Raw genomic sequence first — 24,171 nt, 5'->3', positions numbered from 1 at the left:
AGAGCCCCCTGCCGCGTGGCAGGGGGCTCTCGGGAGCGGGAATCAGACCGAGACGAGCACCTTGTCGATGTCCTCGGCGATCATCGACTTCGGTCGAGCGCCGATCACGGACTTCACCAGCTCACCGCCGGCGTAGAAGTTCAGCGTCGGGATGGACACCACGCCGTAGTCGCCGGTGACCTTGGGGTTCTCGTCGGAGTTGAGCTTGACGATCTTCACGCGACCCTCGTACTGGGCGGCGAGCTCCTCGAGCACGGGCGCGACCATCCGGCACGGACCGCACCAGGGTGCCCAGAAGTCGACGATCACGGGGATCTCCGACTCGAGGACCTCGGCCTGGAACGTCTCGTCGGTGACTGCGGTGGTGAAGCTCATCAGCTCTCCTCGAAGAACAGGCCCTCGGTGGGCGGGACGGCGTGGCCCAGGTCGGCCAGCGTGGCCAGGAAGCTCTGGGCGTCGAGCGCGGCGGCGCAGCCGGAGCCGGCGGCGGTGATGGCCTGGCGGTAGGTGTGGTCGACCAGGTCACCGCACGCGAAGACGCCGCTCAGGTTGGTGGCGGTGGTGCGCCCGACGACCTGGACGTACCCGTTCTCGTCGAGGTCGATCTGGCCCTTGACCAGCTCGGATCGCGGCACGTGTCCGATCGCGACGAACACGCCCGTAGCGGGGTGCTCGCGCGTCTCGCCGGTGACGGTGTCCCGCAGGGTCACGCCGGTGACCTTGTTCTCGCCGTGGATGGCGACGACCTCGCTGTTCCACGCGAAGTCGATCTTCGGGTCGTTCGCGGCGCGGTCCGCCATGATCCTGGACGCGCGCAGGTGGTCGCGGCGGTGCACGAGGGTGACGCGCTTGCCGAACCGGGTCAGGAACGTGGCCTCCTCGACCGCGGAGTCGCCGCCGCCGACCACGATGATCTCCTGGTCGCGGAAGAAGAACCCGTCGCAGGTGGCACACCAGGACACGCCGCGGCCGGACATCCGCTTCTCGTCGTCGAGCCCGAGCTCGCGGTACGCGGAACCGGTGGCGAGGATGACGGAGCGCGCCTGGAACGTCTCGCCGCCCAGGGTCGTGATCGTCTTGACGTCCCCGTCGAGCTGGAGCTCGGACGCGTCGTCCCACAGCACCTCGGCACCGAACTTCTCGGCCTGCTTCTGCAGACCCTCCATCAGCTCGGGGCCCTGGATGCCGTCGGGGAACCCGGGGAAGTTCTCCACCTCGGTGGTGTTCATCAGGGCGCCGCCCGCCGTGACGGAGCCCGCGATCACCAGGGGAGCCAGGCCGGCGCGGGCCGCGTAGATCGCGGCGGTGTAGCCGGCAGGACCCGACCCGACGATGACGAGATCGCGGACGGTGGTGGACTGGTCGGTCACGTGAGGTCCTTGCGTGTTCGGCGTGCCGGAGACGGTCCGGCGGGGGCTGACGGGATCAACCGATCCTAGGCGGGTTCTGTTCCGGTTCCCGCGTCAGGACAGGGCGATCTCCGTCAGCTCGAGCCGGAAGCCACCGTCGGCGGCCGTCGGCAGCTGGGTGATCCACAGGACGAGCGACTGGGTCTCGGTGGCGGGGTCGAGGGTGAAGACGGTCTCCGGGCCGAACGGTCCGGATGCCAGGACGGGTCCGCCGGTCGGGTTCGCCGCGTCGGTGGCGCGGATCTCGACGTTCCCGCCGTTGCTGTTGGTCCGCAGCGTGACCGTGCTGACGGTGGTCTTCTGGGTCAGCGTGATGGCGTAGCCGACGGCGTCCTTGAACCCGGCGAAGTCGTCCCGCTTGTACGTCTGGGTGTACCAGAAGGTCGACGGGTCGCCGTCGTAGGCCTTGGCGACGTCCTCCTGGTGCTCACCGTCGCCGTCGGACGGGTCGATCGACGTGGTGGAGGCGATGACCGGCGGACCGCCGGCAGGAACGGCGGGCTCCTCGGGGGCGGACGGCTCCTGCGACGGCTCGCCGGCGACGGCGGGGGCCGACGAGGCCTGCGACGGCTCGGGGTCGGCGGACGACCCGCTGGGCTCGAACGAGGAGAACAGCGCCTTGAAAGCCAGGATGACGCCGATGATCACGGCGACGACCACGAGGATCAGGATCAGCGCCGTCGGGTCGAAGCGGCGGTTGTCGGGCGGACCCGTCTCCGCCCCGATGACGTCACTGAACCCGAACGCCTCCATGGGCTCCTCGGCGGGAGGAGGGGGCGGAGGCGCCGTCGCCTGCGACACGGGGCGGCGGATGACGGCCGGCACGACCGGGGGCGGGGGTGCCGCCTGGGGTTCCGACTGCGCGAAGACGGGAGGGGTGATGACCGGCGGCGTGACGAGAGGCTGCCCGATGGGAGGCGTCTCGGTGTCGGACGGGACCGCACCGAGCCCGGTCGCCCGCGTGGGAGTCGCCGGCGGAGGCGTGCCCGGGCGGTTGGCGCCGTGCGGCTCCTGCTGCGCGAACGCGGTGCGGACGGACTGGCGCTGCACGGTCACCGGTGCGGTGTCCTGGTCGTCGTGCTCGGCGGGGACCGGGATGCCGCCCCCGGGCGCTGCGGCACCGGTCGGGGGGAACTGCGCGGTCATGGGTCCTCCGAGGGTGGCCGTCTCGGCGACGGACGCACGGATCTCGCCCCACGGCTCCAGCTCGCGCACCAGCTCGCCGGGGCTGTGCGGCCCGTCGTCGTTCGGTCCGAGCGTCACGACGCAGAGCGTGTCGAGGTCGTTGGGCACGCCGGGGACGAGATCGGCGGGTGCGACCGGGGCGCCGTCGACGATCGGCGCGGGCGGCAGCGTCTCCCCGCCGGGGGTCTGCGGTGCGCGTGGGTCGGCAGGCCACAGGCCGGTCAGGGCGGCGTAGAGGAGCCGGACCAGGCCGACGGCGTCGGCACGCGTGGTCGAGCGGGCGTCCCCACCCGAGTCGCCGAGCAGGGCGGCGTCCAGCGCGAGGCCACCGAGGAGCACGCGGCCGTCGGGGCTCACGTGCAGGACGGACGGGCGCAGCGCGAGGTGGTGCACACCGCGGCGACGGGCGATCTCCAGGGCGGACGCGGCCTCCCCGACGACGGCGCGGGCCTGGTCGGCGGTCAGCGGGCCCTGCGCGACGAGCCGCGCGAGGGACTGCCCGACGAGCTGCTCGGACACGACGTAGCCGTAGCCCTCGTGCGTGCCGACGTCGAGCACCCGCACGAGACGGGAGTCGGTGACCAGGGCGGCGCGGCGGGCGGCGTCGAGCGCGGGCGCGACGGCACCGTGCTCGAGGATGCGTACCCGGACAGGGCGGTCGAGGATCTGGTCCGTGGCCTGCCAGGCGCTGGCGCCCTCGAGGTCGGACACCACTGGGGACAGCACGCGGTAGCGGCCCGCGAGCACCGTGCCCCGTCCGACGACCTCGCTCACCAGCACCTCCGTGTCGACTACCCGCACCAGAACACCTGCATGCTAGACGTGCAAGTTCAGCGGCGTCCTACGCGCAGGCGTCGAAGGACCGGGATGAGCAGGTTGTCCAGCTCCTGCACGCGCAGCAGCCGCAGGACCGCCGCGTACGCGAGGGCCATCACGGTACCGACGACGGCGCACTGGATGATCGACGCGACGAAACCTGTGGACAGCCAGAGCCGCAGGAGAAGCAGCAGCCCGAACCCGAGCGCGGCCGAGACGACCGCGGCGAGGGTGGCCCGGGCGACGACCTGCAGGACACGGGCGCCGTCGATGCCACCGAGCCGTCGGCGCAGCCGCCACTGGGCGATCCCCGCGCCCACGACGTAGGAGACGGTCATGGCGGCACCGGCACCGGCGACCCAGAGGGTGGGTCGCAGCAGCAGCTGGGACGCCCAGGCACCGACAGCGACGACCGCGGCCATCACGACCTGGATGGGCACCATCGACCGGGCGTCCTCGTACGCGTAGTACGCCCGCTGGAACATCGACCAGGCACCGAATGCGGGCAGCCCGAGGATCATCGCGAGCACCACGGTGGCGACCGCGTCGGCCGAGCCCGGGGACGCGGTGGCGAGGACGACCCGGGTCAGCGGGAGCGCGAGCACGACGATGGCGGCCGTCGCGAAGACGGTGAACACGCCGACCACGCGCAGCCCTGAGGAGAGGGTGGCTCGCACGCCCGCGACGTCGGCGTCGTGTGCCTGGCCGGACAGCCTGGTGAACAGCGCCGTCGCCAGCGAGACCGTCACCAGGGAGTGCGGCAGCATGAAGATGAGGAACGCGACGTCGTACGCCCCGGGACCCGCCACGGCGGTGGCTGCCACCCCGTCGTCGACGGCAGCGCCCGGGGCTGCGGACGCGACGCGGGAGACCACGAGGTAGCCGAGCTGTCCGACGGCGAGCCCGGCGAGCGTCCAGGTGGCCACGCCACCGGCCGTGCCGAGCCCGGACCCGCGCAGCCCCCAGCGCGGGCGGTAGTGGACGCCGGCGCGACGCAGCGCCGGGATCAGCACGACGGCCTGCGCGACGACGCCGAGCGTCGCGGCGCCGGCCAGCAGGGCGATCTGCCCGCTGGTCCAGGTCGCGGCGTCCACGACCCCAGAGGTCTTCCACACGCCGAACACGGCGATGAACACGCCGAACCCGACGATGGCGACGAGGTTGTTCACCGCGGGCGCCCACATGTACGGCCCGAACGAGCCGCGTGCGTTGAGGACCTGCCCGAGCAGGCCGTAGGCGCCGTAGAAGAACAGCTGCGGGATGCACCAGTAGGCGAACGTCGTCGCGAGGGCGTTCTGCGTCGGGTTGCCGAAGTTCGAGTAGAGGCCGACGAGGACGGGCGCGAGGAGCGTCAGCACCACGGTCGCGGCGGCCAGCACGGCGAACCCGAAGGTCAGCAGGCGGTCGACGTACTCCTGGCCGGCCTTGCGCTTGTAGGCGCGCACGACCTGCGGCACCAGGATCGCGTTCAGCACCCCGCCCGCGAGGAGCATGTAGAGGACGTTGGGGAGCTTGTTGGCCACCGCGAACGCGTCGGCGGCCTGACCGGTCGCACCGATCGCGCTGACCATGACCATGCCGCGCAGGAGCCCGAGCACGCGCGAGACGGCGGTGCCCGAGGCCATCAGGGCAGCGCCGCGACGCGCTCCGTCGTCGGTCATCGGGTCTCCTGCTCGGCAGTGTCGTCGTCGGGGGCGGCGCCGCCGAGGACGGGCAGCGACGTGGACGTGCCGGCCTCCGCCTCGGTGCGGGCACCGCGGCGGGCGCTCTGCCCGCGACGCACGGTGCGGACGATACCCAGCACCAGGCCGATCGCGAGCAGGATCCCGACGACGATCGTGCCGATGCTCTCGATCGTGGGGGCGACCTGGGCGGTGAACCGCACGGACGGCGACACGGGGAGGCCGTCCGTCGCGGTGAGCTGTGCGGAGACGACGACCGAGCAGTTGGCCCGCGCGTGCAGCGGGACCCGGACGTTGGTCTCGGTCTGCGCCTCGACCACGACAGGGTCGATCGCTCCGACCTCGAGGCACGCCTTGCGCGGGGTGACGGCGACCAGCACGGTTGCGGGGACCGTGAGCTCGTTGCGCACGACGATCGACATCGGGCTGTCGGCGGCGGTCACCAGGAGGTCGCTGACCGGCGCGATGCTGAGGCCTGCGGTGCGCGCGTCGACGTCCGCGATCGCCGACGACACCAGCGCGTCGCGTCCGACGGGGGCGACGCGCCACGCGACGGACAGGGGTGCGAGGACCTCGACGTCGACGCCCTCCAGCAGGACGGCCGGCTCGCTGGTGACCCCGGCGAACGCGACGGCGCGACCGCGGGCGTCGGCCAGGGCACGCACGCTGCTCGGGGCGAGCTCGTCGGGGTTCACGGCGTTCGTGGGCAGGTCGCCGCGTGCGTCCGGTGCGTCGGCGTCCAGGAGCGTGGCCGTCGGGGCGAGGCGCACCCAGGGGGCATCGGTGAAGGCGGACGTCAGCGCCGTCACGTTCGCCACGTCGGGATCCCAGCTGCGCCCCGGTGCGATCAGCAGGTGCGGCTGCTCGGTCTCGTCCTCCCGCGTGACGACGGCGAGCTCGGCGAGCGCCCGTTGGACGGTGGTGGCCGTCGTCGCACCCGCGTCGACGCCCTGCGGTGCCGTGAAGAGGCGGGTGAGCATCGCGTCCGGCCCGTACGCCGTGACCGGGCCGTCGGTGGTCTCCACCCGCCGGGCGGCGCCCGGGGTGTCGGACTCGTCGCTCGTGGTCGGTGGCAGGACGATCGCGTCGGCGTCGACCTGGGAGGTCACGGCCGCGGTCGTCTCGTCCGGGAGACCCGCGCCCGGTGCCCACAACAGTCCGGACGGCGCCGACAGGCCCGGGACGCCGGTCTGAGCGCTGCGTTCGAGTGCCAGCCGGACCAGGTCCGGGCGGTCGGCGTGCGCGACGGCGGCGATGTCCGGGTCGGACCAGGGCAGCGCGACGACGTCGTGGTCGCGGAGCTCGTCGGTGAGGCCGGTCGCCCAGGCCTGTGTCCCCGTCGAGCCCGCCGACGCGGCGGCGAGCAGGGCCGGGTCGACGGCGACGCCGATCTGCGGCGCGACCGCGACCGCCGCGGCGAGCTCACGCAGCCGTCCCCCCGGCCGGGTCAGCTCGTCCAGACCGGCGACGGTGGCCGCACCCGGAGCGGTTCCGCCCGGTGCCGGTGCGGACGGCGGGCCGACCACCGGGACGAGCACGGAGACGGGGGTGCTCGGGACGTCGTCGGACGGGAGCCACAGCAGGAACGTGCGCTGGATGCCGACCCGGGCCGCGCCGTCGAGCGCCTCGACCACGAGCCCGCGCGGCCCCCACGTGTCGGCGCCCTCGAGGAGGTCGACGTCGGCAGCGGGGACGGTCAGCTCGACCGGGACGCTCGCGCCGGGCAGGAGCGGACCGGGCACCGGAGACCTGGCGTCCTGCCTCGTGCGGCTCAGACCCGAGGTCCCCGCGGACGCCCACGTCTCCAGGTCGGCGCGCACGCTGATGCGGAACCGGCTGATCCGGAGGGCAGCGCCGGGCTTCTCGATCGCCTCGTCGCCGTCGTTACGCAGGGTGGCGCGGACATGGAGGTCCTCACCGGGCCGCAGGACGCTCGGCGAGATCTCGGTGACCTGGACGGAGACCGGGAGGTCCGGGTCGGGGCTCGGGGACGGGCTCGGCGTCGCGGCTGCCCCGGTGACGGGGACGGCGAGCGCGACGGCACCGACGAGGGCCAGGGCCGCACCGAGCACCCGCGAGCGGGCGCTCATTCCTCGCCGACGAGCACGACGAGTGCTGCCTCGGCGAGACGCCGTTCGTTCGGGTACGCGAGCACACCGTTCAGCTCCGCCACGGGGATCCACGCGGCGTCCTCCGCCTCTCCGTCCGGGTCGCCCTCGACCGTGAGGAACCCGCCGGTCGCGCCCAGCAGGAAGTGGTGGACGACCTTGTGCACGCGGCGGTCGTCGCCGCTGAACCAGTAGTCGATGACGCCGAGCCGGCGCAGGACCTGCCCGGTGATGCCGGTCTCCTCCGCGATCTCGCGGACGGCGGCCTCCTCGGGGGTCTCGTCGCCCTCCAGGTGCCCCTTCGGCAGGCACCACTCGAGACGGCCCGCGCGGTTGCGTCGCGCGATGACCGCGGCGTGGTCGACACCGTCGCGACGGCTGACGACGATGCCGCCCGCGGACGTCTCGTCGACGACCGGCAGAGGGGCCGACGGGACCCGCGTGATGCTGTGCCGGGGGTCGATGCGCAGCGGATGACCGCCCGGTGGCGCTGGGACACCCCCGGGGACGGGTGGACGCGCCGGGCTCGACATATCGACACTGTAACGACTTGGCGACGCCGGGCCGGCCCGCACGGGCCGCCACGCGGCACGACCCCTCGTCTGCGCCGGCGCCGCCCACCACCGGGCATCTGGCAGGCTTGGACGAGTGCCCTCCCTCGTTCCGTCCGTCGGCCCCGACTCCCCTGACCTGAGCGCCGCCCTGGTGGCGCTGCAGAAGCGTGCGCTGGCGGTGCTGGCCGGGCTGCCTGCCGACGCGCTCGAGCTGGGCGGACTGTTCCGTGAGGCGGGGCACGAGCTCGCCCTGGTCGGCGGTCCGGTGCGCGACGCGTTCCTCGGCAGGGCGTCGGCGGACCTCGACTTCACGACGTCGGCGACCCCGGACGAGACCGAGGCGATCCTGGCCCGCTGGGGCGACGCGCACTGGGACATCGGCAAGGAGTTCGGCACCATCGGCGCCCGCCGCTTCGCCGGCCGCCGCTCGTCGCTCGCGGACGACGTGGTCGTCGAGGTGACCACGTACCGGTCCGACGAGTACGACCCGACGTCGCGCAAGCCGCAGGTCGCGTTCGGCGACTCGCTCGAGGGTGACCTGTCGCGCCGCGACTTCACGGTCAACTCGATGGCGGTGCGGGTGCCGGACCTGGCGTTCGTCGACCCGTTCGACGGCCTGACCGACCTGGCGGCCGGGGTGCTGCGGACCCCGGTCGACCCGCGGCAGTCGTTCGACGACGACCCGCTGCGGATGATGCGCGCCGCGCGGTTCGCCGCCCAGCTGGGGTTCGCCGTCGAGCCCGCCACCCGCGAGGCGATCGTCGACATGGCGGACCGGATCACCATCGTGTCGGCGGAGCGGGTCCGCGACGAGCTGAGCAAGCTGCTGGTCTCGGCGCAGCCGCGGGCGGGTCTGGAGGTGCTGGTCGACACGGGTCTGGCGCAGCACGTGCTGCCGGAGCTGCCGGCGCTGCGGCTGGAGATCGACGAGCACCACCGCCACAAGGACGTCTACGAGCACTCCCTGATGGTGCTCGACAAGGCGATCGCGCTGGAGACCGGTCCCGACGGGGCGGTGCCCGGTCCGGACCTGGTGCTCCGGCTCGCGGCGCTGCTGCACGACATCGGCAAGCCGAAGACCAAGCGCAACGAGGCGGGCGGTGGCGTCAGCTTCCACCACCACGAGATGGTCGGTGCGAAGCTCGTCGCCAAGCGGCTCAAGGAGCTGCGGTTCGACAAGGCGACGGTCCAGGCGGTCGCTCGGCTGACGGAGCTGCACCTGCGGTTCCACGGGTACGGCGAGGGCGGCTGGACGGACTCCGCGGTGCGTCGCTACGTGACGGACGCCGGCCCGCTGCTGGAGCGGCTGCACCGGCTGACCCGGTCGGACTGCACCACCCGGAACCTGCGCAAGGCGGCCCGGCTGTCGGCGGCGTACGACGACCTCGAGGAGCGGATCGCGCGCCTGCGCGAGCAGGAGGAGCTCAGCTCGATCCGGCCCGACCTGGACGGCACCCAGATCATGGAGATCCTCGGGCTGGCGCCGGGGCGCGAGGTGGGTGAGGCCTACAAGTACCTGCTGGAGCTGCGGATGGAGCGCGGGCCGCTGGGTCCGGACGTCGCACGCGACGAGCTGCTCACGTGGTGGGCAGCGCGCGCCTGACGACGAGGAGGCACACGTCGTCCTCCTGGTGGCTGCCTATGAACGTCGAGACGAGCTTGTCGCGGACGGCCTTAGAGTCCGCGTCGTCGGGGACGTCGCTGAGCTCGGCCGTCAGTGCGGCGATGCCGTCGCGCAGGCCGCGGTCGCGTCGCTCGACCAGGCCGTCGGTGTAGAGGACGAGCGTCGCGCCGACGGGCACGTCGATAACGGCCTCGGCGCGCTCCGACCCGTCGAGCCCGATGGGCGTCGAGAGACCGCCGTCGAGCGAGCGGACCTCGCCGCCGGCGAGCCGCAGCAGCGGGGGTGGGTGTCCGGCCCGCGCGTAGGTGACCTCGGCGCCGTCGTCGGTCGACCGCCAGCGCAGGTACGCGCACGTGGCGATGTCGGCGATGTCGAGCCCGCGCACCAGCTCGTCGGCACGACCGAGGACCTGCCCGGGTGAGGAGCCCTCCCACGCGTAGGACCGCAGGAGGGAGCGGAGCTGTCCCATCGCCGCCGCGGCACGCAGGTCGTGCCCGACCACGTCGCCGACGGCCAGGCCGATGGCGCCGTCGGGCAGGAGCAGCACGTCGAACCAGTCGCCACCCACCTCGGCGCTCCGGGCGGACGGGATGTACGCGGCGGCGACGTCGAGGCCGGGGACGTCCGGGATCTCCGGCAGCAGGCTGCGCTGCAGCGTCAGAGCGGCGGTCCGCTCGGCGAGGAACAGCCGGACGTTGTCGAGCGCGAGGCCGGCGCGACGCCCCAGGTGCGCCGCGGTCACCACCGCGTCGGCGGTGAACCCCTCGGCGGCGACGAGGGTCAGCACCCCGAGGACTCGGTCGCGCGCCCGCAGCGGGACCACCATGGCGCTGCCGAGTCCGAGCCGGCGCAGCAGGGCGAGCTGAGTGGGCGTCGTCCGGCCGGGGAGACCTGCCACGTCGACCGCGAACGGCGTGGCGACGAATCCCGGCCCGCTGGTCAGCGCCTCCGTGACGGAGGGCGAGCGCGAGAGCCAGCTGATGTCCTCGTTCGCGAGCGCGCGGGCGGTCTTCTGGTCGTCCGGGTCGGCGGCGACGAGGTGGATGCGGTCGAACCGGCCGCGGTCGTCCGTGACCGCGACGAATCCCCAGGTGGCGAGCGCGGGGACAGCGATGTCACCGAGCGCGTCCACCGCGTCGTCGTACTCGAGGCGCTGGGCGAGCTCGTCGCTGATCAGTGCGAGCAGGTCGAGACGGGCCGTGGCCTCGTGCGGCACGTCGATCTCGAGGTCCCGCGCACGGTCGGAGACGACGCGGTCCGTGACGTCGACCTGGATCCCGATGTGGTGGGTGACCCTCCCGTCCTGGTCGACGACCGGGCTGATGACCACCTGGTTCCAGAACGGCGTGCCGTCGCGGCGGTAGTTGCGGATGACCGTCGCCACCGCCCGCTGCTCGTCGAGGGCGGTGTGGATCCGTGCCACGGCGACCGGGTCGGTCTCCTTTCCCTGCAGGAACCGGCAGTTGCGGCCCAGGATCTCCTCCGCCGGGTACCCGGTGAGCCGGGTGAACGCACTGTTGACCCACACCAGCGGGTCGTCGTCGCGCAGGGCGTCCGAGATGGACAGTGCGAGGTCGCTGCCGAGCACCGCGTTCAGCGGCAGGTCGTCCTGCCGCCCGACCACCTTGTCGTCGCTGCTCACGAGGCCAATCGTGCCTCGGTGGCATGCACGGCGGGTACCCCTCGGGAGGCCGAGCCGTACAGGGCGGCGAACCCGGCGTAGGCGACGGCCAGCACGAGGAAGAGTCCCTGGGAGTAGCCGGTGTCCGGCAAGGTGATCGCACCGAGCGCGGCGGCGCCGACGAACGCGGCGTTGTAGAGGACGTCGTACAGCGCGAACGCGCGGCCGCGGAAGGCGTCGTCGGTGTCGCGCTGCACGATGGTGTCGACCGCGATCTTGGCGCCCTGGGCGGCCAGGCCGAGGAAGCCGGCCGCGACCAGCACGGCAGCGCGCGCGTCGGAGGCCACCAGCAGGAGCTGGCTGACGGCGGCCAGCGACAGGCAGATGACGATCCACGCGTGCGGACCCGTGCGGGGCGACAGCACCGGGGTGAGCACGACGGCGAGCACGAACCCGAGCGCCGACGCCCCGAGCACCAGCCCGAACGTCCGCAGGCCCTCGTCGGCGTCCGTCGGGTCCGACAGCAGGTTGCGCGCGATGAGGATGCTCGCGATGAACGTCACCCCGTACAGGAACCGGTGCGCGGCCATGATCCCGAGGGCCCGCGCGGGGGTCCGGCGTTCGACCAGGTGTCGCGCCCCGGCGACCAGTCCGCGAGCGAGGATGCCCAGTGCGGCCCGCAGCTGGGCGGCGTCGGCGCGCTCGTCGGGACCCAGCCGGTCCTTGCCCAGCCGGGTGGCCAGCGCGGCTGCCGTGGCCATGACGGCCGCCGCGAGGAAGAGGGCCGTCGCGTCCCGGCCCCGCCCGGCAGGCAGGACGAGGCTGAGCACCAGCCCGATCGCCCCGCCCACGCCGGCCGCCGCAGCGCCCAGCGTCGGGGTCAGGGAGTTCGCGGTGAGCAGCAGCGGACCGTCGACCGTGCGCGGCAACGACGCACTGAGCGCCGACAGCAGGAACCGGTTGATCGACAGGTTCACCAGGGCCAGCACGTACACGGCCGGACCGACGCCCACCGTGACCATCAGGACCGCGATCACGACCGTGATGCCGACACGCACCAGGTTGCCGACGAACAGCACCTGCCGGCGCCGCCACCGGTCCAGGAGCACGCCCGCCCACGGGCCGACGATCGTGAACGGCAGCAGCAGCACCGCGAAGGCCGTCGCGACGCCCGTCGCGGTGCTCGCGTTCTCCGGCGAGAAGAAGAACAGGGTGGCCAGGCCGACCTGGAACATCCCGTCGGCCGTCTGGCTCACGAGCCGGACGGCGAACAGCTTGCGGAAGTCCCGCAGTGGCCACAGGGCCTTGAGGTCGGCGATCACCTGCACCCGGTCATCCTCGCACCCGGGGCGCGCCCTACAGGGCCGACCCCAACCTGCCGAGGTACCTGCGTCGTGTAAGCAATGACGGCACGACGAAGGAGACCGATGGGACGGCAGTGGGAGCCCCTGCTCGAGCAGGTGGTGCGTGAGCGGTACCCCGCACTCCTGGCGCGGGCGATGCTCCTGGTGCGCGACCGGCACGCCGCCGAGGACCTGGTCCAGGACGCGGTGGTGTCGACGTTCTCCGGCCGCGCCAGGTTCACGTCCGCCGACCACGCCGAGGCGTACGTGCGACGCGCGATCGTGTCCCGGTTCGTCGACGGCACCCGGCGCCGCGGGCGCGAGAGCGTCGCGCTCGAACGCATCGCGGCCGAACCGGCCCCGCCCGGTGCCGACCCTGCCGACCGCGGGCTTGCCGGCGAGCTGGAGTCCGCGCTCGCTGCCCTGGCACCCCGCGAACGCGCCTGTGTGGTGCTCCGGCACCTCGACGACGTGTCCGTCCGCGACACCGCCGCGCTCCTCGGGCTCAGCGAGGGTGCCGTCAAGCGCTACGTCTCCGACGGCGTGCGTGCGCTGTCCGCCCGCCTCGACGTGGTCGCCGCCCCCGAGGACACCGCCCCCGTCCTGCTCACCGTGAACGAGGTGCACCGTGACGCGTGACCTGCACGACTACATGAGCGACGCCCTCGCGCAGAGCACGCGGGCGCTCGCGGACACCGCCGACGACAGCAACCGTGTCTCCCGCCTGCGCGGGGCGGTCCGCCGCCGCCGCACCACCCGTGCCGCCGTCCGGTCGACGTCGGTGGCGTGCGTCGCCGTCGCCGTCGGCGCGCTCGGCTGGCTCGTCGCGCCGCGCCACGAGCCGCTCCCCGCGCAGACACCCAGCCCGAGCGTGTCTGCCACGTCGACGCCCACGCCCACACCGACCGTCGACCCCGTCACCGTGGTGCTGCCCGGGCTCCCGCCGATGCCCGAGGCGACCCCGGAGCTGCTTGCCCGGACGACGCCCGGGTGGGTGCTGTTCCGGTTCGCCGGCCCCGCACCGGTCACGACCGACGCCGGTCCGGAGAACGAGGCGCTCGAGGCGCTCCCGAAGTTCAACGCGCTGGTGCTCGCCTCGCCCGAGGGTGAGCGGTACCGCGTGGTCGACCTCGCAACCGACGCCTTGCTCTCGGTCGACCGGTGGGTGGCGGGGTCGACCACGGCCGACGTCACCGTCTGGGGGGCCGACGGTGGGTGGTCGTGGGGGACGGTCGACCTGCTCACCGGGGACGTGACCGCGATTCCTACCGTGCCGTCGGCCTCGACGGTGGGCTGGACCCGGACGGGCGAGCGGGTGGTCTTGGCGGGAGTGCTCGAGGACCCACCGCAGCGGACGGTGATCGTCGTCGACAGGTCCGGCAAGACCCGCACCGTCGGGGCCGGAGCAGGGGTGCGCGACGCGTGGAAGGTGGCGGTCGACCCCTCCGGCGCCCGCGTGCTCATCCAGGACCGGACGTCGCCGGAGTCCGCCGTCGTCGTCGACCTGGCCACGGACGAGTCCACGGCCGTCCGTGGGTGGCCGTCGTTCCCGGAGTGCACGGCGGTCTCCTGGATCGACGACGACGACGTCCTCGTGCAGTGCCTCGTCGAGGATGCCCGCCCGAGCCACTGGCGCGTCGACACCTCACCGACCGGTGCGGACCCGGTGCCCGTCCTCGTCGAGCCGGACGACCCGTCCACCGACGTCTACCCCGCCCACGAAGGCATTCCGACCGGGGATGGTGGAACGGCGTTCGTCGGCACCGGACCCGGTGCGTCGGGCGGATACTGCGGCGGCAGCGTCTACGTCTGGCGGAGCTCGTCGGACACGGTCGAGCTCCTCGCCACGAATGACGACGACCTCATGTCGCTCTTGCCTGAGGCGGGAGCGGACGGGGACGTCTACCTCACCCGGATGCCCGTGTGCGCCGACCTCGGGATGCCCGAGATCAGTCGGGTCGACGGGACGACCGGAGCCACGACGATCCTGTCCCCGGTCGACTGGGGGGTGACAGGCACAGGATCCGCCGACTCGTTCACGGTCGGCAGGTAGCCGGAAGACCTCGTCCTGTCTGGTAGGACGAGGTCTTCCCGATCTCGCAGGCTTCGCTGCAGGGGGTCGGGTGGCCCTGCCAGCCGCGGGAGCTCAGGGCTGCGGCTACCTGGGCGGCTGTGGTGCACGGGTCGACGACCACGTGTCGCCAGCGGTAGCGCAGCGTGACGTCTCCGCGGGCGATGACGACGGCGTTGTCGCGCCAGGTGTCGTCGTCCGTCCGGCCGAACGGGTGCGCGAGCTGGCCGTCGAGCTCGATCCGGACCCCGAGACCGACGTGTACCCGGTCGGCGCGGATCCACCGGCCCTCGATCACCTCCGACACCTGCGCGCTCGCGGTCGGGAGCCCGTGCCGCCGCTCGACGTCCCGGACGTACCGGTGCTCCAGCGGAGACTCGATGCCGCGGCCCGGCTCGCCGAGCAGGTCGACGTGCAGGGACCGGTGCCGCAGCCGGGAGCGCTCGGCGGCGTGCATCAGGACGCGCCCGGGGACGACTCTGTGACGGACCGCGTCGCAGACGAGCCCGACGACGTCGTCGACCGACTCGATCTCGTCGACGAGATCGAGCAGGGTCGGCTCCACGCCGACCGCCCGGAGCGCCCCGCCGGCGAACGGCATCTGCATCCTGCGGTGGACGACCAGTCCGTGCTGTTCCTGGACGCTTCGGCTCCTGGGGATGCTCACGGCGATGCCAGCGCCGGGTCGCTGCGTGATGCCGTGCACGAAGGCAGCCGATTCGTGCGACAGCGCCGCGTGCCGCCCGGCGCACAGGAGCGCCGCGCGCGCCCGCTGCCGCCAGGTCACCGGTCCGGAGTGCAGCACGACGACCCCCCGGAACAGCCGCTGCCACTCGCCGGAGGCCACCCGTCGTGCGACGAGCGAGCGACTCGCGCCCCACGCCTGGAGCTGCGCCGTGGTCGCCACGGAGTCTTGTCGCGCGACGACCACGGCGGCGCGGGAGTCGACTCCCCGGGGGAGTCGTGCGCTGGACCCGCTCGCGTCGATCATCCGCGCAGCGTGCCGCACGAGTCGCCACCGCCGCCCCCGCCCCCCACAGGCTCCCGGGCGCCCGCCGAACAACCAGGAGACTTCGACCCTCCTGGCGCGACAAAGTCTTCTGGCTGTTCCAGGAGCTCGGGCGGCTGACCGCTCCCACAACCGTCTGGCGCCGGCGCTCGTTGTCTTGGTAGGACGGCGTGAGGAGGCGCGATGAGCGGGCACTGGGAGCCGATGCTCGAGCAGGTGGTCGCGGACCGCTACGCCCGCCTGGTCGCCCGCGCGATGCTGCTGGTCCGCTCCCGCGCCGACGCCGAGGACCTGGTGCAGGACGCGCTGGTCTCGACGTTCGGCGGGCGGGCCCGGTTCCGCTCCGTCGAGCAGGCCGAGCAGTACGTCCGGCGCGCGATCGTGTCCCGGTTCATCGACCGGACGCGGCACGACACCGTCGAGCACGCGGCGCTGGAGCGGGCGTCGGCGCGGGTGCCGACCGCCGTCGAGGACCAGCCGACGCAGGGGCTTCCCGACGAGCTGCGCGCGGCGCTGGCCCGGTTGAGCCCGCGGCAGCGCGCCTGCGTGGTCCTGCGGCACGTCGACGACCTATCCGTCCGCGAGACCGCGACGCTGCTCGGCCTGAGCGAGGGCGCGGTGAAGCGCTACGTCGCCGACGGGGTCGGGACCCTCAACGCCCTGCTCGGCACGACGAGCCATTCCGGCGACGACGAACCCGTCCGCCTGATCCCCACCCCGGAGGTGCGCCATGACGCGTGACCTGAGCGACCTGATGGCCGCCGCCCTCGACGTGCAGGAGCGCGAGATCGCGGGGATCGCCCCGCAGCCCGCGGTGTTCGCGCGGACGGTCCGCCGCGTCCGGCACCGCCGCCTGGTCCGGCACTCGGTCGAGTCGTCCGTGGCGGTCGCTGCCGTCGCCGGCCTGGCCACCGCGGGGTGGATCGGCTCCCGGTACGCACCGCCGCCCCCGGCGCACACGCCGTCCCCGACGATCGAGTCGCCGTCGCCCACCCCGACGCCGACGCCGACGCCGACCGCAGTCTCCTTGCCGGGCCTGCCCCCGGTGCTGCCGCTGCCCGACGGGCTGCTCGCGACGACGACGCCGGGCTGGGTGCTCACGACCTACCGGCCGGTGTCCGACGACGGCGCGGTGGCCGGTCAGTACCTGGTCCTCGCCTCCCCGCAGGGTGAGCGGTACCTGGTGGCTGACCTGTCGACGACGGGCGAGGTCCGGATCCTCTCGTGGCAGGCCGGTGCGCCGACCGCCCGCGTGCTGGTCGAGGGAGCGCCCGCCAGCGTCGACCTGAGCGCGGGGTCGATCACCCCCGATCTGCGGACCCTGCCCGATGCCGTCTACGTCGCCACCATGGCCGGCGGCCTCGAGGTGTGGATGACTCCGTCCGAGGGCCCTGAGCCTCCGCCCACCTACGCCGTGCCCCCCGAGGGCGGGGCCTGGATGATCGGCTCGCTGGGCTCGTCGTCGGCGCCCGTGAGCGTGAGCCCGGACGGCCGGCTGCTCGCGTCCGACACCGCGTCGGCCGACGCAGTCGTCGTGGTGGACGCGACGACAGGGGTGCGGTCCGTCATCCCGTTCGGGCAGCCGAACGCCCAGTGCAGCACCGTGGCGTGGATCGACGCGACCGGGGTCCTGGCGCAGTGCTTCGACTACAACGGCGGCGCTGGGCCGTTCGAGTGGAACCCGCGGCTCGTGCGCGCAGGCCTGGACGGCGCCGTGACGGTCGTCCGGCAGCAGATCGCCGGCGACCCGTTCACGTCGGCCGGAGCGGGGACGTACCTGAGCGACGGTGTGGTCGCCGTCGCGGGTGTGCCGCTCGCGCCGGGGCCCGGTACGGCGAACGCCTGCCCCGAGGGCGTCTACCTGACCGACGGCACCCCCGTGCAGGTCAGCCCGGGTGCGACCACGCTCGCCGCGCACGGCGGGGCGGTCTACGTCGCGACGATGCCCGGGTGCGAGGCGGCCAGCCTGCCGACGGTCCTCACCCTCCACGACGTCGCCTCGGGCACCGGGGTCGTGCTCGCGCCCGCCCCGCCGGACGGTTCCTGGACCACCGGTCTGACGTCCTGGGTGGTCGGCCGCGGCTGAGCCGCCGCGAGTCGCCGCGGAAGGAGCGTCACCCGCGAGGATGATGCACCCCAACCGACCGCGAGGTCCCGGGCGTTCTTCTTCGTGACCGCCGAGAGCCGGCGTCGACGGACACGAGGAGGCCCTGTGGCCCCGGCCTGGGAAGGGCTGCTCGACCAGCTGGTGCGCGAACGGTACGCGCGGCTCGTCGGGCACGCGATGCTGCTGGTCGGGTCGCGGCACGACGCCCAGGACCTGGTCCAGGAGGCGCTGATCGCGACCTTCACCGGCCGCGCCCGGTTCACCAGCATCGGGCAGGCGGAGCAGTACGTGCGGCGCTCCATCGTGACCCGCTCGATCGACGAGTCGCGCCGGCGGACCCGGGAGCGGGCCGCACTCACCAAGCTCGGCACCCGGCCGACGACCGGCGCCGTCGTCGAGGAACGCGGGCTCGGCGCGGACGTGGTCCGGGCGCTCCAGGGGCTCGCCCCTCGCGAGCGGGCCTGCGTGGTCCTCCGGCAGGTCGAGGACCTCTCGGTGCGCGAGACGGCGGCCGTCCTCGGCCTCAGCGAAGGCGCCGTGAAGCGGTACACGTCGGACGGCACAGCCAAGCTGGATGCCGCGCTGGGCACCACGACCACCCACCAGGAGCGCGCCGACGTGCACCTGGTCGACTCGATGGAGGCGCGCCATGAGCACTGAGCTGGGAGCCCTGCTCGGCCGCGCGGCCGAGGAGCTGTCCACCGACGGCCCCCTGGACGACCTGCGGGCGGTTGGCCTGCGCCGGGTCGTGCGCCGCCGCCGCGTGCAGCGGCACACCGTCGAGTCCGTGGCAGGTGTGGCTGCCGCGGGGGTCGTCGGGACGGCCGCCTGGTTCGGGCTCGACCGCGGGGTGCCCGCACCGCCGGCGCACACCCCGTCGCCGTCGGTCAGCGCCACCCCGACCCTGACCCCGACGCCGACCCCGACGCCGACCCCGAACCCGTCGTTGCCGCCTCCTCTGACGCCCGCACCCGCACGAGCCGGTGTTCCCGACGCGTTCGTGGCACCGCCCGGACTCCTCGGTCAGACCGCGGAGGGGTGGATGCTCTCGATCTACCGTCCGCAGTACGTGCCGGTGGGCGGGACCGTCGACGACGCACGCGCCGACGTGCAGGAGGTCCACCTGGTCTCGCCCGCCGGCGAGCACTACGCGCTGCTGTCGCTGCCGGTCGACCCTCAGGTCACCGTCCTGCACTGGGACGCGACCGCCGAGCGGGCCCGCGTCGGCATGACCTCCGACGGCCATGACATGACCGTCGGATGGCTCGATCTCCGGACCGGGGCGCTCACCACCGACCAGCCCCCGTTCGACGAGACCGGCACGTACCTCACCACCCTCCCCGACGGCAACGAGCTGTGGACCGAGCTCGAGAAGACCCTGCTGGAGGGCGCCGCCAATCCGGGCGTCGGGGTGTACGTCGTCGCGCCGGGCGCCGACCCACGTCTGCTCGTGGTGGACCCCTACCCGTTGAACCACGCGTATCTCGACCCCGGCAGCGAGCAGATCGTGACCGAGACCGTCGGCTGGGGAGGCCTGGACGTCACCCGGATCTCCGACGGGTCGACCCGGCACATCTCGTACGACCGCCCCGGCGTTCAGTGCTTCCTCGTCGGCTGGGTGGACGACACGTCCGTGCTGGTCACCTGCAACGACGCCGACGGTCGCGCCATCGTTGACGGGGGGTTGCCGACGACCGTCCTGGTCGACACAGCCACGTCCACCGCGACCGTCGTGAGCCGGCTGGAGCTCGGTGACCCATTCCCCGGCATCTCGGGCCGGGGAGTCTCCGCGGGCGGGACCCTGGTGTTCCAAGGCGCCCCGTTGACGGAGGACGCCACGTTCGTGGACCCGACCACCGGGCTCTACGCCTGGGCCGGCGGCACGTCCACCCTCCTGCAGAGCCTGGGTGACGACGGCGGGATGTTCTGGACGTCGGTCCGGGGCAGCACCGTCTACGCCGAGGTGGCACCCACGAACGCCGACCGCGCGGAGACGATCACCGCGCACGACCTGGAGTCCGGCGCGACGACGGTGCTCAGTGGCGCTCCAGCGCCGGCCGAGGGCGTCGGTCAGTGGCTGGGCGACTCCGTGAGCTGGTGGGTGGCGGGCTCGTCGGGGAACTGAAGCACGACGAAGGCGCGCACCCCGAGGGGATGCGCGCCTTCGTGTCAGTCAGCTAGCTCAGCGCTCGTTCTCGCCGGCGATGAAGGCCTCCAGCTGGGCGCGGCCCAGGGTGTCCTCCATCTGGACGGGCGGGGACTTCATGAAGTACGTCGACGCCGACAGGATCGGGCCACCGACGCCGCGGTCCTTGGCGATCTTCGCGGCGCGCAGGGCGTCGATGATGATGCCGGCCGAGTTGGGCGAGTCCCAGACCTCGAGCTTGTACTCGAGGTTCAGGGGAACCTCACCGAACGCGCGACCCTCGAGGCGGACGTAGGCCCACTTGCGGTCGTCGAGCCAGGCGACGTAGTCCGACGGGCCGATGTGGACGTTGCGGTCCTCCTTCTTGCCGCCCAGGGGGCCGGTCAGGTTGGAGGTGACGGCCTGCGTCTTGGACAGCTTCTTGGACTCCAGGCGCTCGCGCTCGAGCATGTTCTTGAAGTCCATGTTGCCGCCGACGTTCAGCTGGTACGTGCGGTCCAGCACGACGCCGCGGTCCTCGAAGAGCTTCGCGAGGACGCGGTGCGTGATGGTGGCACCGACCTGCGACTTGATGTCGTCGCCGACGATCGGGACACCGGCGGCCTCGAACTTCGCGGCCCAGACCGGGTCGGACGCGATGAAGACGGGGAGGGCGTTGACGAACGCGACACCGGCGTCGATGGCGCACTGCGCGTAGTACTTCGCGGCGATCTCCGACCCGACGGGCAGGTAGCAGATGAGGACGTCGGCCTGGGCCTCGCGCAGGGCGGCGACGATGTCGACCGGCTCGGCGTCGGACTCGGTGATCGTCTCGCGGTAGTACTTGCCGAGACCGTCGTTGGTCACGCCGCGCTGCACGGTCACGCCGAGCGGGGGGACGTCGGCGATCTTGATGGTGTTGTTCTCCGAGGCCCCGATGGCCTCGGACAGGTCGAAGCCGACCTTCTTCGCGTCGACGTCGAACGCCGCGACGAACTCGATGTCGCGGACGTGGTAGTCGCCGAACTGCACGTGCATCAGACCGGGCACGGTGCTGCTCGGGTCGGCGTCGGCGTAGTAGTGCACGCCCTGGACGAGCGACGCGGCGCAGTTGCCGACGCCGACGATGGCGACGCGGATGGAGGTCATCCTCGCTCCTTCTCGGTGGTTCGCGCGGGGGCGACGTCGTCGTCCACCGCGGGTGTGTCAGCAGCGGTCGGTCGACCGGTGCCTGCAGGACGGGTGCGACGAAGGCCGCGCTCGTTGTCGATCAGTCCGTCGAGCCAGCGGACCTCACGCTCGACCTGTTCGAGGCCGTGCCGCTGGAGCTCGAGGGTGTACTCGTCCATGCGCTCGCGGGTGCGGGCGAAGGACTGGCGGATCGTCTCGAGACGCTCGGTCAGGCGGGTACGCCGACCTTCGAGGATCCGAAGCCTGGTCTCGGCGTCGGTCTGCCCGAAGAAGGCGAACCGGACGTCGAAGTTCTCGTCCTCCCAGGCGGCCGGCCCGGACGACGCGAGCACCTGCTGGAGGTGCTCCTTGCCGTCGGCGGTGAGCTGGTAGACGATGCGTGCCCGCTTGGACGCCACGGTGTGCGGCGCCACGACCGACTCGGTGCCTTCGATCCAATGCCGCTCGACCAGCGACTTCAGGCACGGGTAGAGCGAGCCGTACGAGAGCGCACGGAACGAGCCGAGCACGAGGTTGAGGCGCTTGCGCAGCTCGTACCCGTGCATCGGGGACTCGTGGAGCAGCCCGAGGATGGCCGGCTCGAGCACGTCGGAACGACCGCGCACGGGGGCACCTCCTCGGGATGTTGGTGGAGTCGATGTATCAACTCGATACATCCGGAGAGTATGTCGAATACGACGGAGTGGGCAAGTCCTGCCCCGGACGGTGACCCCCGTCACCTCGGGGCGCCGGTCTGCGTCGGCGGTCCGGGGGCCCGGTAGCGATCGTGTGAAGGCTGGCCAGATCTAGGCCTTCGGTCCCCCGGCGGGCACAGGAGGGTCCCCCATACTGTGATCCGCGGCTGACGCCTGCCCGGATCCGGGTGGCGAGGCCGGACCCAGTCGTCGGACGGAAGGCAGCGCGTTGGCACGCACGAATCGGAGGGCACCCGCCCGGGGCAAGCGCACGGCGCCCCGCGGCACGGCCACCTCGACGCGCAGCAGCGCCCCCAAGCGACGCTTCTTCGACTACCCGCGGTCCGGTTACGAGGGTCTGCACCGCTGGTTGCCGTCGTGGCGCTTCACGATCGGCACGATCCTCGCGGTCTGCTTCCTCGGGGCCGGCGCGGTCGTCGCGGCGTACGCGAGCACGACGATCCCGAACCAGGCCGACGACACCAAGGCCCAGCAGACGACCGTCTTCTACGCCAACAACGCCGACGGGTCCCGCGGCGCCGTGATGGGCACGTTCGCGGCACAGAAGCGGCAGATCGTCCCCTACTCGTCGCTGCCCGAGTACGTGGGCCAGTCCGTCGCGGCCGCCGAGGACAAGACGTTCTTCACCAACACCAGCGGCATCTCGATCACCGGCATGGGCCGCGCGCTCCTGAACAACCTGCGCGGCGGCGCCACCCAGGGCGGGTCGACGCTGACGCAGCAGTACGTCGAGCGGTACTACGTCGACAAGACGACGACGGACTACGTCGGCAAGTTCAAGGAGACGCTCCTGGCGATGAAGATCGCCCGGGAGGAGTCGAAGTCCGAGATCATGGAGCGGTACCTCAACACGATCTACTTCGGCCGTGACTCGTACGGCATCCAGGCCGCCGCCCAGGCGTACTTCAGCGTCGACGCCGCCGCGCTCACCCGCGAGCAGGCCGCGATGCTGGCCGGCATCATCCCGTCGCCCAACAACTGGGACCCCGCCACGAGCCGTGAGAAGGCCGAGCAGCGCTGGAACATCGTCCTCGACTCCATGGAGGAGGAGGGCTGGCTCACCGCGGCCGAGCGCGCGCCGATGGTGTTCCCCGAGACCGCGGTCTACCAGCGGTCCGACTCGATGAAGGGCAGCACCGGCTACCTCCTCGAGATGGTGCGCGACGAGCTCAAGCAGCCCCCGCTGGCGCTCACGGACGACGAGATCAACCGCAAGGGCCTCACGGTCGTCACCACCATCCAGCAGCCGCTGCAGGCCGCCGCGGAGAAGCAGGTCACCGACTTCCGGGCCGGCACGCTGCCCGACCAGGACGGCGCCGTGCCCAACCCGCTCACCCGCGTGTCCCTCAGCTCGGTCGACCCGAAGGACGGCGCGATCGTCGCCCTGTACGGCGGCGCGGACTTCCTGACGGACCAGAAGAACACCGTCACCTACGACAACGTCCAGCCGGGGTCGACGTTCAAGCCGTTCACCCTCATCGCGGGCCTCGAGCAGGGCGTCAGCCTCAACACCCGGTACAACGGCCGGTCGCCGCAGGAGTTCGGCGACTGGACGGTCCCCAACTTCAGCAAGGGACAGTTCGGCAACATCGACCTGGTCGAGGCGACCGCGCAGTCCGTGAACACCGTCTACGCCCAGCTCAACCTGCAGATCGGGCCGGAGAAGACCGCCGAGGTGGCGGAGCGAGCCGGGGTCCCCGCGCCGGTCGACACCAACCGCGCCAACGTGCTCGGCACCCAGACGCTGAAGCCGATCGACATGGTCGGCGCGTACGCCACCATCGCCTCCGGCGGCACCCGGGTGGACCCGTACATCGTGCGCTCCGTCACCAACTGGGACGGCTCGGTCGCGTACGAGCACAAGGACCCCACGGAGCGGGTCTTCGCGCAGGACGTGATCGCGGACGCGACGTACGCCATGACCCAGGTGGTGGAGAAGGGGTCGGGCAAGACGTGGGTCAAGCCGCTCGGCCGCCCGATCGCCGGCAAGACCGGTACGACGAACGACAACAAGGCCGCCTGGTTCATCGGCTTCACCCCGAACATCGTCACCGAGGTGTCGCTGAGCCAGGACAACGCGGGCACCCAGGAGACGATCACCCAGATCGGCGACGTGAAGTTCGTGACCGGCGGCACCTGGCCGGCGTTCCTGTGGCAGTCGTACATGAAGGACGTCTTCGCGCAGCCGCAGTACGCCCCCGTGCTGGAGTTCCCCGCCCGGGCGAACGTCGGCGGCAAGCCGACGCCGAGCGCGTCGGCGCCCACGGAGACCGTCGCGCCGACGGAGGAGCCAACGCAGGAGGCACCGTCGCAGATCGCCGTCCCGGGTGGTCTGGAGGGCAAGCTCGAGGGTGATGCGACCGCTGCGGTCGTCAACGCCGGGCTGGTCGCCAGCGTGGTCGCGGAGCCGTCCGACACGGTGACGTCCGGCCGTGTCATCCGGGTGGACCCGAAGGGCGGCACCATGCTGGCGCCCGGCGAATCGGTGACGCTCGTCGTGTCGAGCGGACCGAAGCCCGTCGCCACGCAGGAACCCCCGCCGACGGTCGCGCCGACGCCGGCACCGACACCCTGATCTTCGACGGGGGGCGCACGCGCGTCCCCCGTCCGAGCTTCCAGGTCCCAGCCCGC

Annotated in this window: 19 protein-coding genes; 8 read left to right on the top strand and 11 right to left on the bottom strand. The window is 72.7% G+C overall.

Annotation, left to right across the window (positions count from 1 at the left end; translation table 11 throughout):
* Positions 1 to 42 precede the first annotated feature (42 nt).
* From trxA to ASD16_RS08930, 6 genes are all read right to left on the bottom strand, one after another.
* Entirely contained in the window at positions 43 to 375 is a 333-nt protein-coding gene (gene trxA, locus ASD16_RS08955; protein WP_055916009.1) for a thioredoxin, read from the bottom strand.
* Complete coding sequence (trxB, locus tag ASD16_RS08950) at positions 375 to 1,370, bottom strand: thioredoxin-disulfide reductase (RefSeq protein WP_055916005.1); 996 nt, start codon at positions 1,368 to 1,370, stop codon at positions 375 to 377. The genes trxA and trxB overlap by 1 nt, the downstream gene beginning before the upstream one ends.
* A 93-nt stretch (positions 1,371 to 1,463) precedes the next feature.
* Positions 1,464 to 3,368 (bottom strand): protein kinase family protein, encoded by a 1,905-nt coding sequence (locus tag ASD16_RS08945; RefSeq protein ID WP_157453865.1) that lies wholly within the window; start codon positions 3,366 to 3,368, stop codon positions 1,464 to 1,466.
* Between the two features lie 56 nt (positions 3,369 to 3,424).
* The gene (gene murJ, locus ASD16_RS08940; RefSeq protein ID WP_055916001.1) at positions 3,425 to 5,071 is read right to left on the bottom strand and encodes a murein biosynthesis integral membrane protein MurJ; all 1,647 of its coding nucleotides are present in this window, start codon (positions 5,069 to 5,071) and stop codon (positions 3,425 to 3,427) included.
* Positions 5,068 to 7,182 carry a DUF6049 family protein gene (locus ASD16_RS08935; protein WP_055915999.1) on the bottom strand — a complete coding sequence of 705 codons (2,115 nt, stop codon included), beginning with the start codon at positions 7,180 to 7,182 and terminating at the stop codon, positions 5,068 to 5,070. The genes murJ and ASD16_RS08935 overlap by 4 nt, the downstream gene beginning before the upstream one ends.
* Complete coding sequence (locus tag ASD16_RS08930) at positions 7,179 to 7,733, bottom strand: NUDIX hydrolase (RefSeq protein ID WP_055915997.1); 555 nt, start codon at positions 7,731 to 7,733, stop codon at positions 7,179 to 7,181. The genes ASD16_RS08935 and ASD16_RS08930 overlap by 4 nt, the downstream gene beginning before the upstream one ends.
* Before the next feature lie 172 nt (positions 7,734 to 7,905).
* On the opposite strand from ASD16_RS08930, the gene ASD16_RS08925 reads away from it, so the two are divergent.
* The gene (locus ASD16_RS08925) at positions 7,906 to 9,357 is read left to right on the top strand and encodes a CCA tRNA nucleotidyltransferase (protein WP_235523291.1); all 1,452 of its coding nucleotides are present in this window, start codon (positions 7,906 to 7,908) and stop codon (positions 9,355 to 9,357) included.
* Here ASD16_RS08925 and ASD16_RS08920 read toward each other — a convergent pair.
* Together ASD16_RS08920 and ASD16_RS08915 are read right to left on the bottom strand one after the other, a co-directional pair.
* Positions 9,332 to 11,020, bottom strand: coding sequence for a SpoIIE family protein phosphatase (locus ASD16_RS08920; RefSeq protein ID WP_055915995.1), 1,689 nt, complete (start codon positions 11,018 to 11,020; stop codon positions 9,332 to 9,334). The two genes, ASD16_RS08925 and ASD16_RS08920, sit on opposite strands and share 26 nt — an antisense overlap.
* Positions 11,017 to 12,327 (bottom strand): MFS transporter, encoded by a 1,311-nt coding sequence (locus tag ASD16_RS08915; RefSeq protein ID WP_055915993.1) that lies wholly within the window; start codon positions 12,325 to 12,327, stop codon positions 11,017 to 11,019. The genes ASD16_RS08920 and ASD16_RS08915 overlap by 4 nt, the downstream gene beginning before the upstream one ends.
* A 99-nt stretch (positions 12,328 to 12,426) precedes the next feature.
* On the opposite strand from ASD16_RS08915, the gene ASD16_RS08910 reads away from it, so the two are divergent.
* Both ASD16_RS08910 and ASD16_RS08905 read left to right on the top strand, forming a co-directional pair.
* Positions 12,427 to 12,981, top strand: coding sequence for an RNA polymerase sigma factor (locus tag ASD16_RS08910; RefSeq protein WP_055915991.1), 555 nt, complete (start codon positions 12,427 to 12,429; stop codon positions 12,979 to 12,981).
* Positions 12,971 to 14,395, top strand: coding sequence for a hypothetical protein (locus ASD16_RS08905; RefSeq protein WP_055915989.1), 1,425 nt, complete (start codon positions 12,971 to 12,973; stop codon positions 14,393 to 14,395). The genes ASD16_RS08910 and ASD16_RS08905 overlap by 11 nt, the downstream gene beginning before the upstream one ends.
* Here the strand turns inward: ASD16_RS08905 and ASD16_RS08900 are convergent.
* Positions 14,379 to 15,404, bottom strand: coding sequence for a type IV toxin-antitoxin system AbiEi family antitoxin domain-containing protein (locus tag ASD16_RS08900; protein ID WP_055915987.1), 1,026 nt, complete (start codon positions 15,402 to 15,404; stop codon positions 14,379 to 14,381). The genes ASD16_RS08905 and ASD16_RS08900 overlap by 17 nt on opposite strands.
* Before the next feature lie 201 nt (positions 15,405 to 15,605).
* On the opposite strand from ASD16_RS08900, the gene ASD16_RS08895 reads away from it, so the two are divergent.
* The 4 genes from ASD16_RS08895 to ASD16_RS08880 all read left to right on the top strand — a co-directional run bounded on the left by ASD16_RS08895 (position 15,606) and on the right by ASD16_RS08880 (position 19,654).
* A complete protein-coding gene (locus ASD16_RS08895; protein ID WP_055915985.1) occupies positions 15,606 to 16,163 on the top strand; it encodes a sigma-70 family RNA polymerase sigma factor in 558 nt (185 codons plus the stop codon).
* Positions 16,153 to 17,508 (top strand): hypothetical protein, encoded by a 1,356-nt coding sequence (locus ASD16_RS08890; protein WP_055915983.1) that lies wholly within the window; start codon positions 16,153 to 16,155, stop codon positions 17,506 to 17,508. Before ASD16_RS08895 ends, ASD16_RS08890 begins: the two co-directional genes overlap by 11 nt.
* A 126-nt stretch (positions 17,509 to 17,634) precedes the next feature.
* A complete protein-coding gene (locus ASD16_RS08885; protein WP_055915981.1) occupies positions 17,635 to 18,189 on the top strand; it encodes a sigma-70 family RNA polymerase sigma factor in 555 nt (184 codons plus the stop codon).
* A complete protein-coding gene (locus tag ASD16_RS08880) occupies positions 18,179 to 19,654 on the top strand; it encodes a hypothetical protein (RefSeq protein WP_055915980.1) in 1,476 nt (491 codons plus the stop codon). The genes ASD16_RS08885 and ASD16_RS08880 overlap by 11 nt, the downstream gene beginning before the upstream one ends.
* 57 nt (positions 19,655 to 19,711) lie before the next feature.
* On the opposite strand, the gene ASD16_RS08875 is transcribed toward ASD16_RS08880, so the two are convergent.
* On the bottom strand, positions 19,712 to 20,803 hold the full coding sequence (locus tag ASD16_RS08875; protein ID WP_055915978.1) for an inositol-3-phosphate synthase: 1,092 nt from the start codon (positions 20,801 to 20,803) through the stop codon (positions 19,712 to 19,714).
* On the bottom strand, positions 20,800 to 21,450 hold the full coding sequence (locus tag ASD16_RS08870) for a PadR family transcriptional regulator (protein ID WP_055915976.1): 651 nt from the start codon (positions 21,448 to 21,450) through the stop codon (positions 20,800 to 20,802). The genes ASD16_RS08875 and ASD16_RS08870 overlap by 4 nt, the downstream gene beginning before the upstream one ends.
* A gap of 298 nt (positions 21,451 to 21,748) precedes the next feature.
* Between ASD16_RS08870 and ASD16_RS08865 the strand changes: the two genes are divergently transcribed.
* The gene (locus ASD16_RS08865; RefSeq protein WP_055915974.1) at positions 21,749 to 24,115 is read left to right on the top strand and encodes a transglycosylase domain-containing protein; all 2,367 of its coding nucleotides are present in this window, start codon (positions 21,749 to 21,751) and stop codon (positions 24,113 to 24,115) included.
* Positions 24,116 to 24,171: the final 56 nt, after the last annotated feature.

The sequence above is a fragment of the Cellulomonas sp. Root485 genome, assembly GCF_001426705.1.
Lineage (GTDB): Bacteria > Actinomycetota > Actinomycetes > Actinomycetales > Cellulomonadaceae > Cellulomonas.
Note: the sequence above shows the minus strand (reverse complement) of the source record. Positions and strands in the feature narration are given on the sequence as shown.

What these genes read in the sequence shown, in the direction of transcription:
- ASD16_RS08910 (WP_055915991.1), top strand. Translation starts at nt 12,427, where the DNA reads ATGGGACGGCAGTGGGAGCCCCTGCTCGAGCAGGTGGTGCGTGAGCGG.
- ASD16_RS08895 (WP_055915985.1), top strand. Translation starts at nt 15,606, where the DNA reads ATGAGCGGGCACTGGGAGCCGATGCTCGAGCAGGTGGTCGCGGACCGC.
- ASD16_RS08875 (WP_055915978.1), bottom strand. Translation starts at nt 20,803, where the DNA reads ATGACCTCCATCCGCGTCGCCATCGTCGGCGTCGGCAACTGCGCCGCG.
- ASD16_RS08880 (WP_055915980.1), top strand. Translation starts at nt 18,179, where the DNA reads ATGAGCACTGAGCTGGGAGCCCTGCTCGGCCGCGCGGCCGAGGAGCTG.
- ASD16_RS08890 (WP_055915983.1), top strand. Translation starts at nt 16,153, where the DNA reads ATGACGCGTGACCTGAGCGACCTGATGGCCGCCGCCCTCGACGTGCAG.
- trxA (WP_055916009.1), bottom strand. Translation starts at nt 375, where the DNA reads ATGAGCTTCACCACCGCAGTCACCGACGAGACGTTCCAGGCCGAGGTC.
- ASD16_RS08935 (WP_055915999.1), bottom strand. Translation starts at nt 7,182, where the DNA reads ATGAGCGCCCGCTCGCGGGTGCTCGGTGCGGCCCTGGCCCTCGTCGGT.
- ASD16_RS08900 (WP_055915987.1), bottom strand. Translation starts at nt 15,404, where the DNA reads ATGATCGACGCGAGCGGGTCCAGCGCACGACTCCCCCGGGGAGTCGAC.
- ASD16_RS08930 (WP_055915997.1), bottom strand. Translation starts at nt 7,733, where the DNA reads ATGTCGAGCCCGGCGCGTCCACCCGTCCCCGGGGGTGTCCCAGCGCCA.
- murJ (WP_055916001.1), bottom strand. Translation starts at nt 5,071, where the DNA reads ATGACCGACGACGGAGCGCGTCGCGGCGCTGCCCTGATGGCCTCGGGC.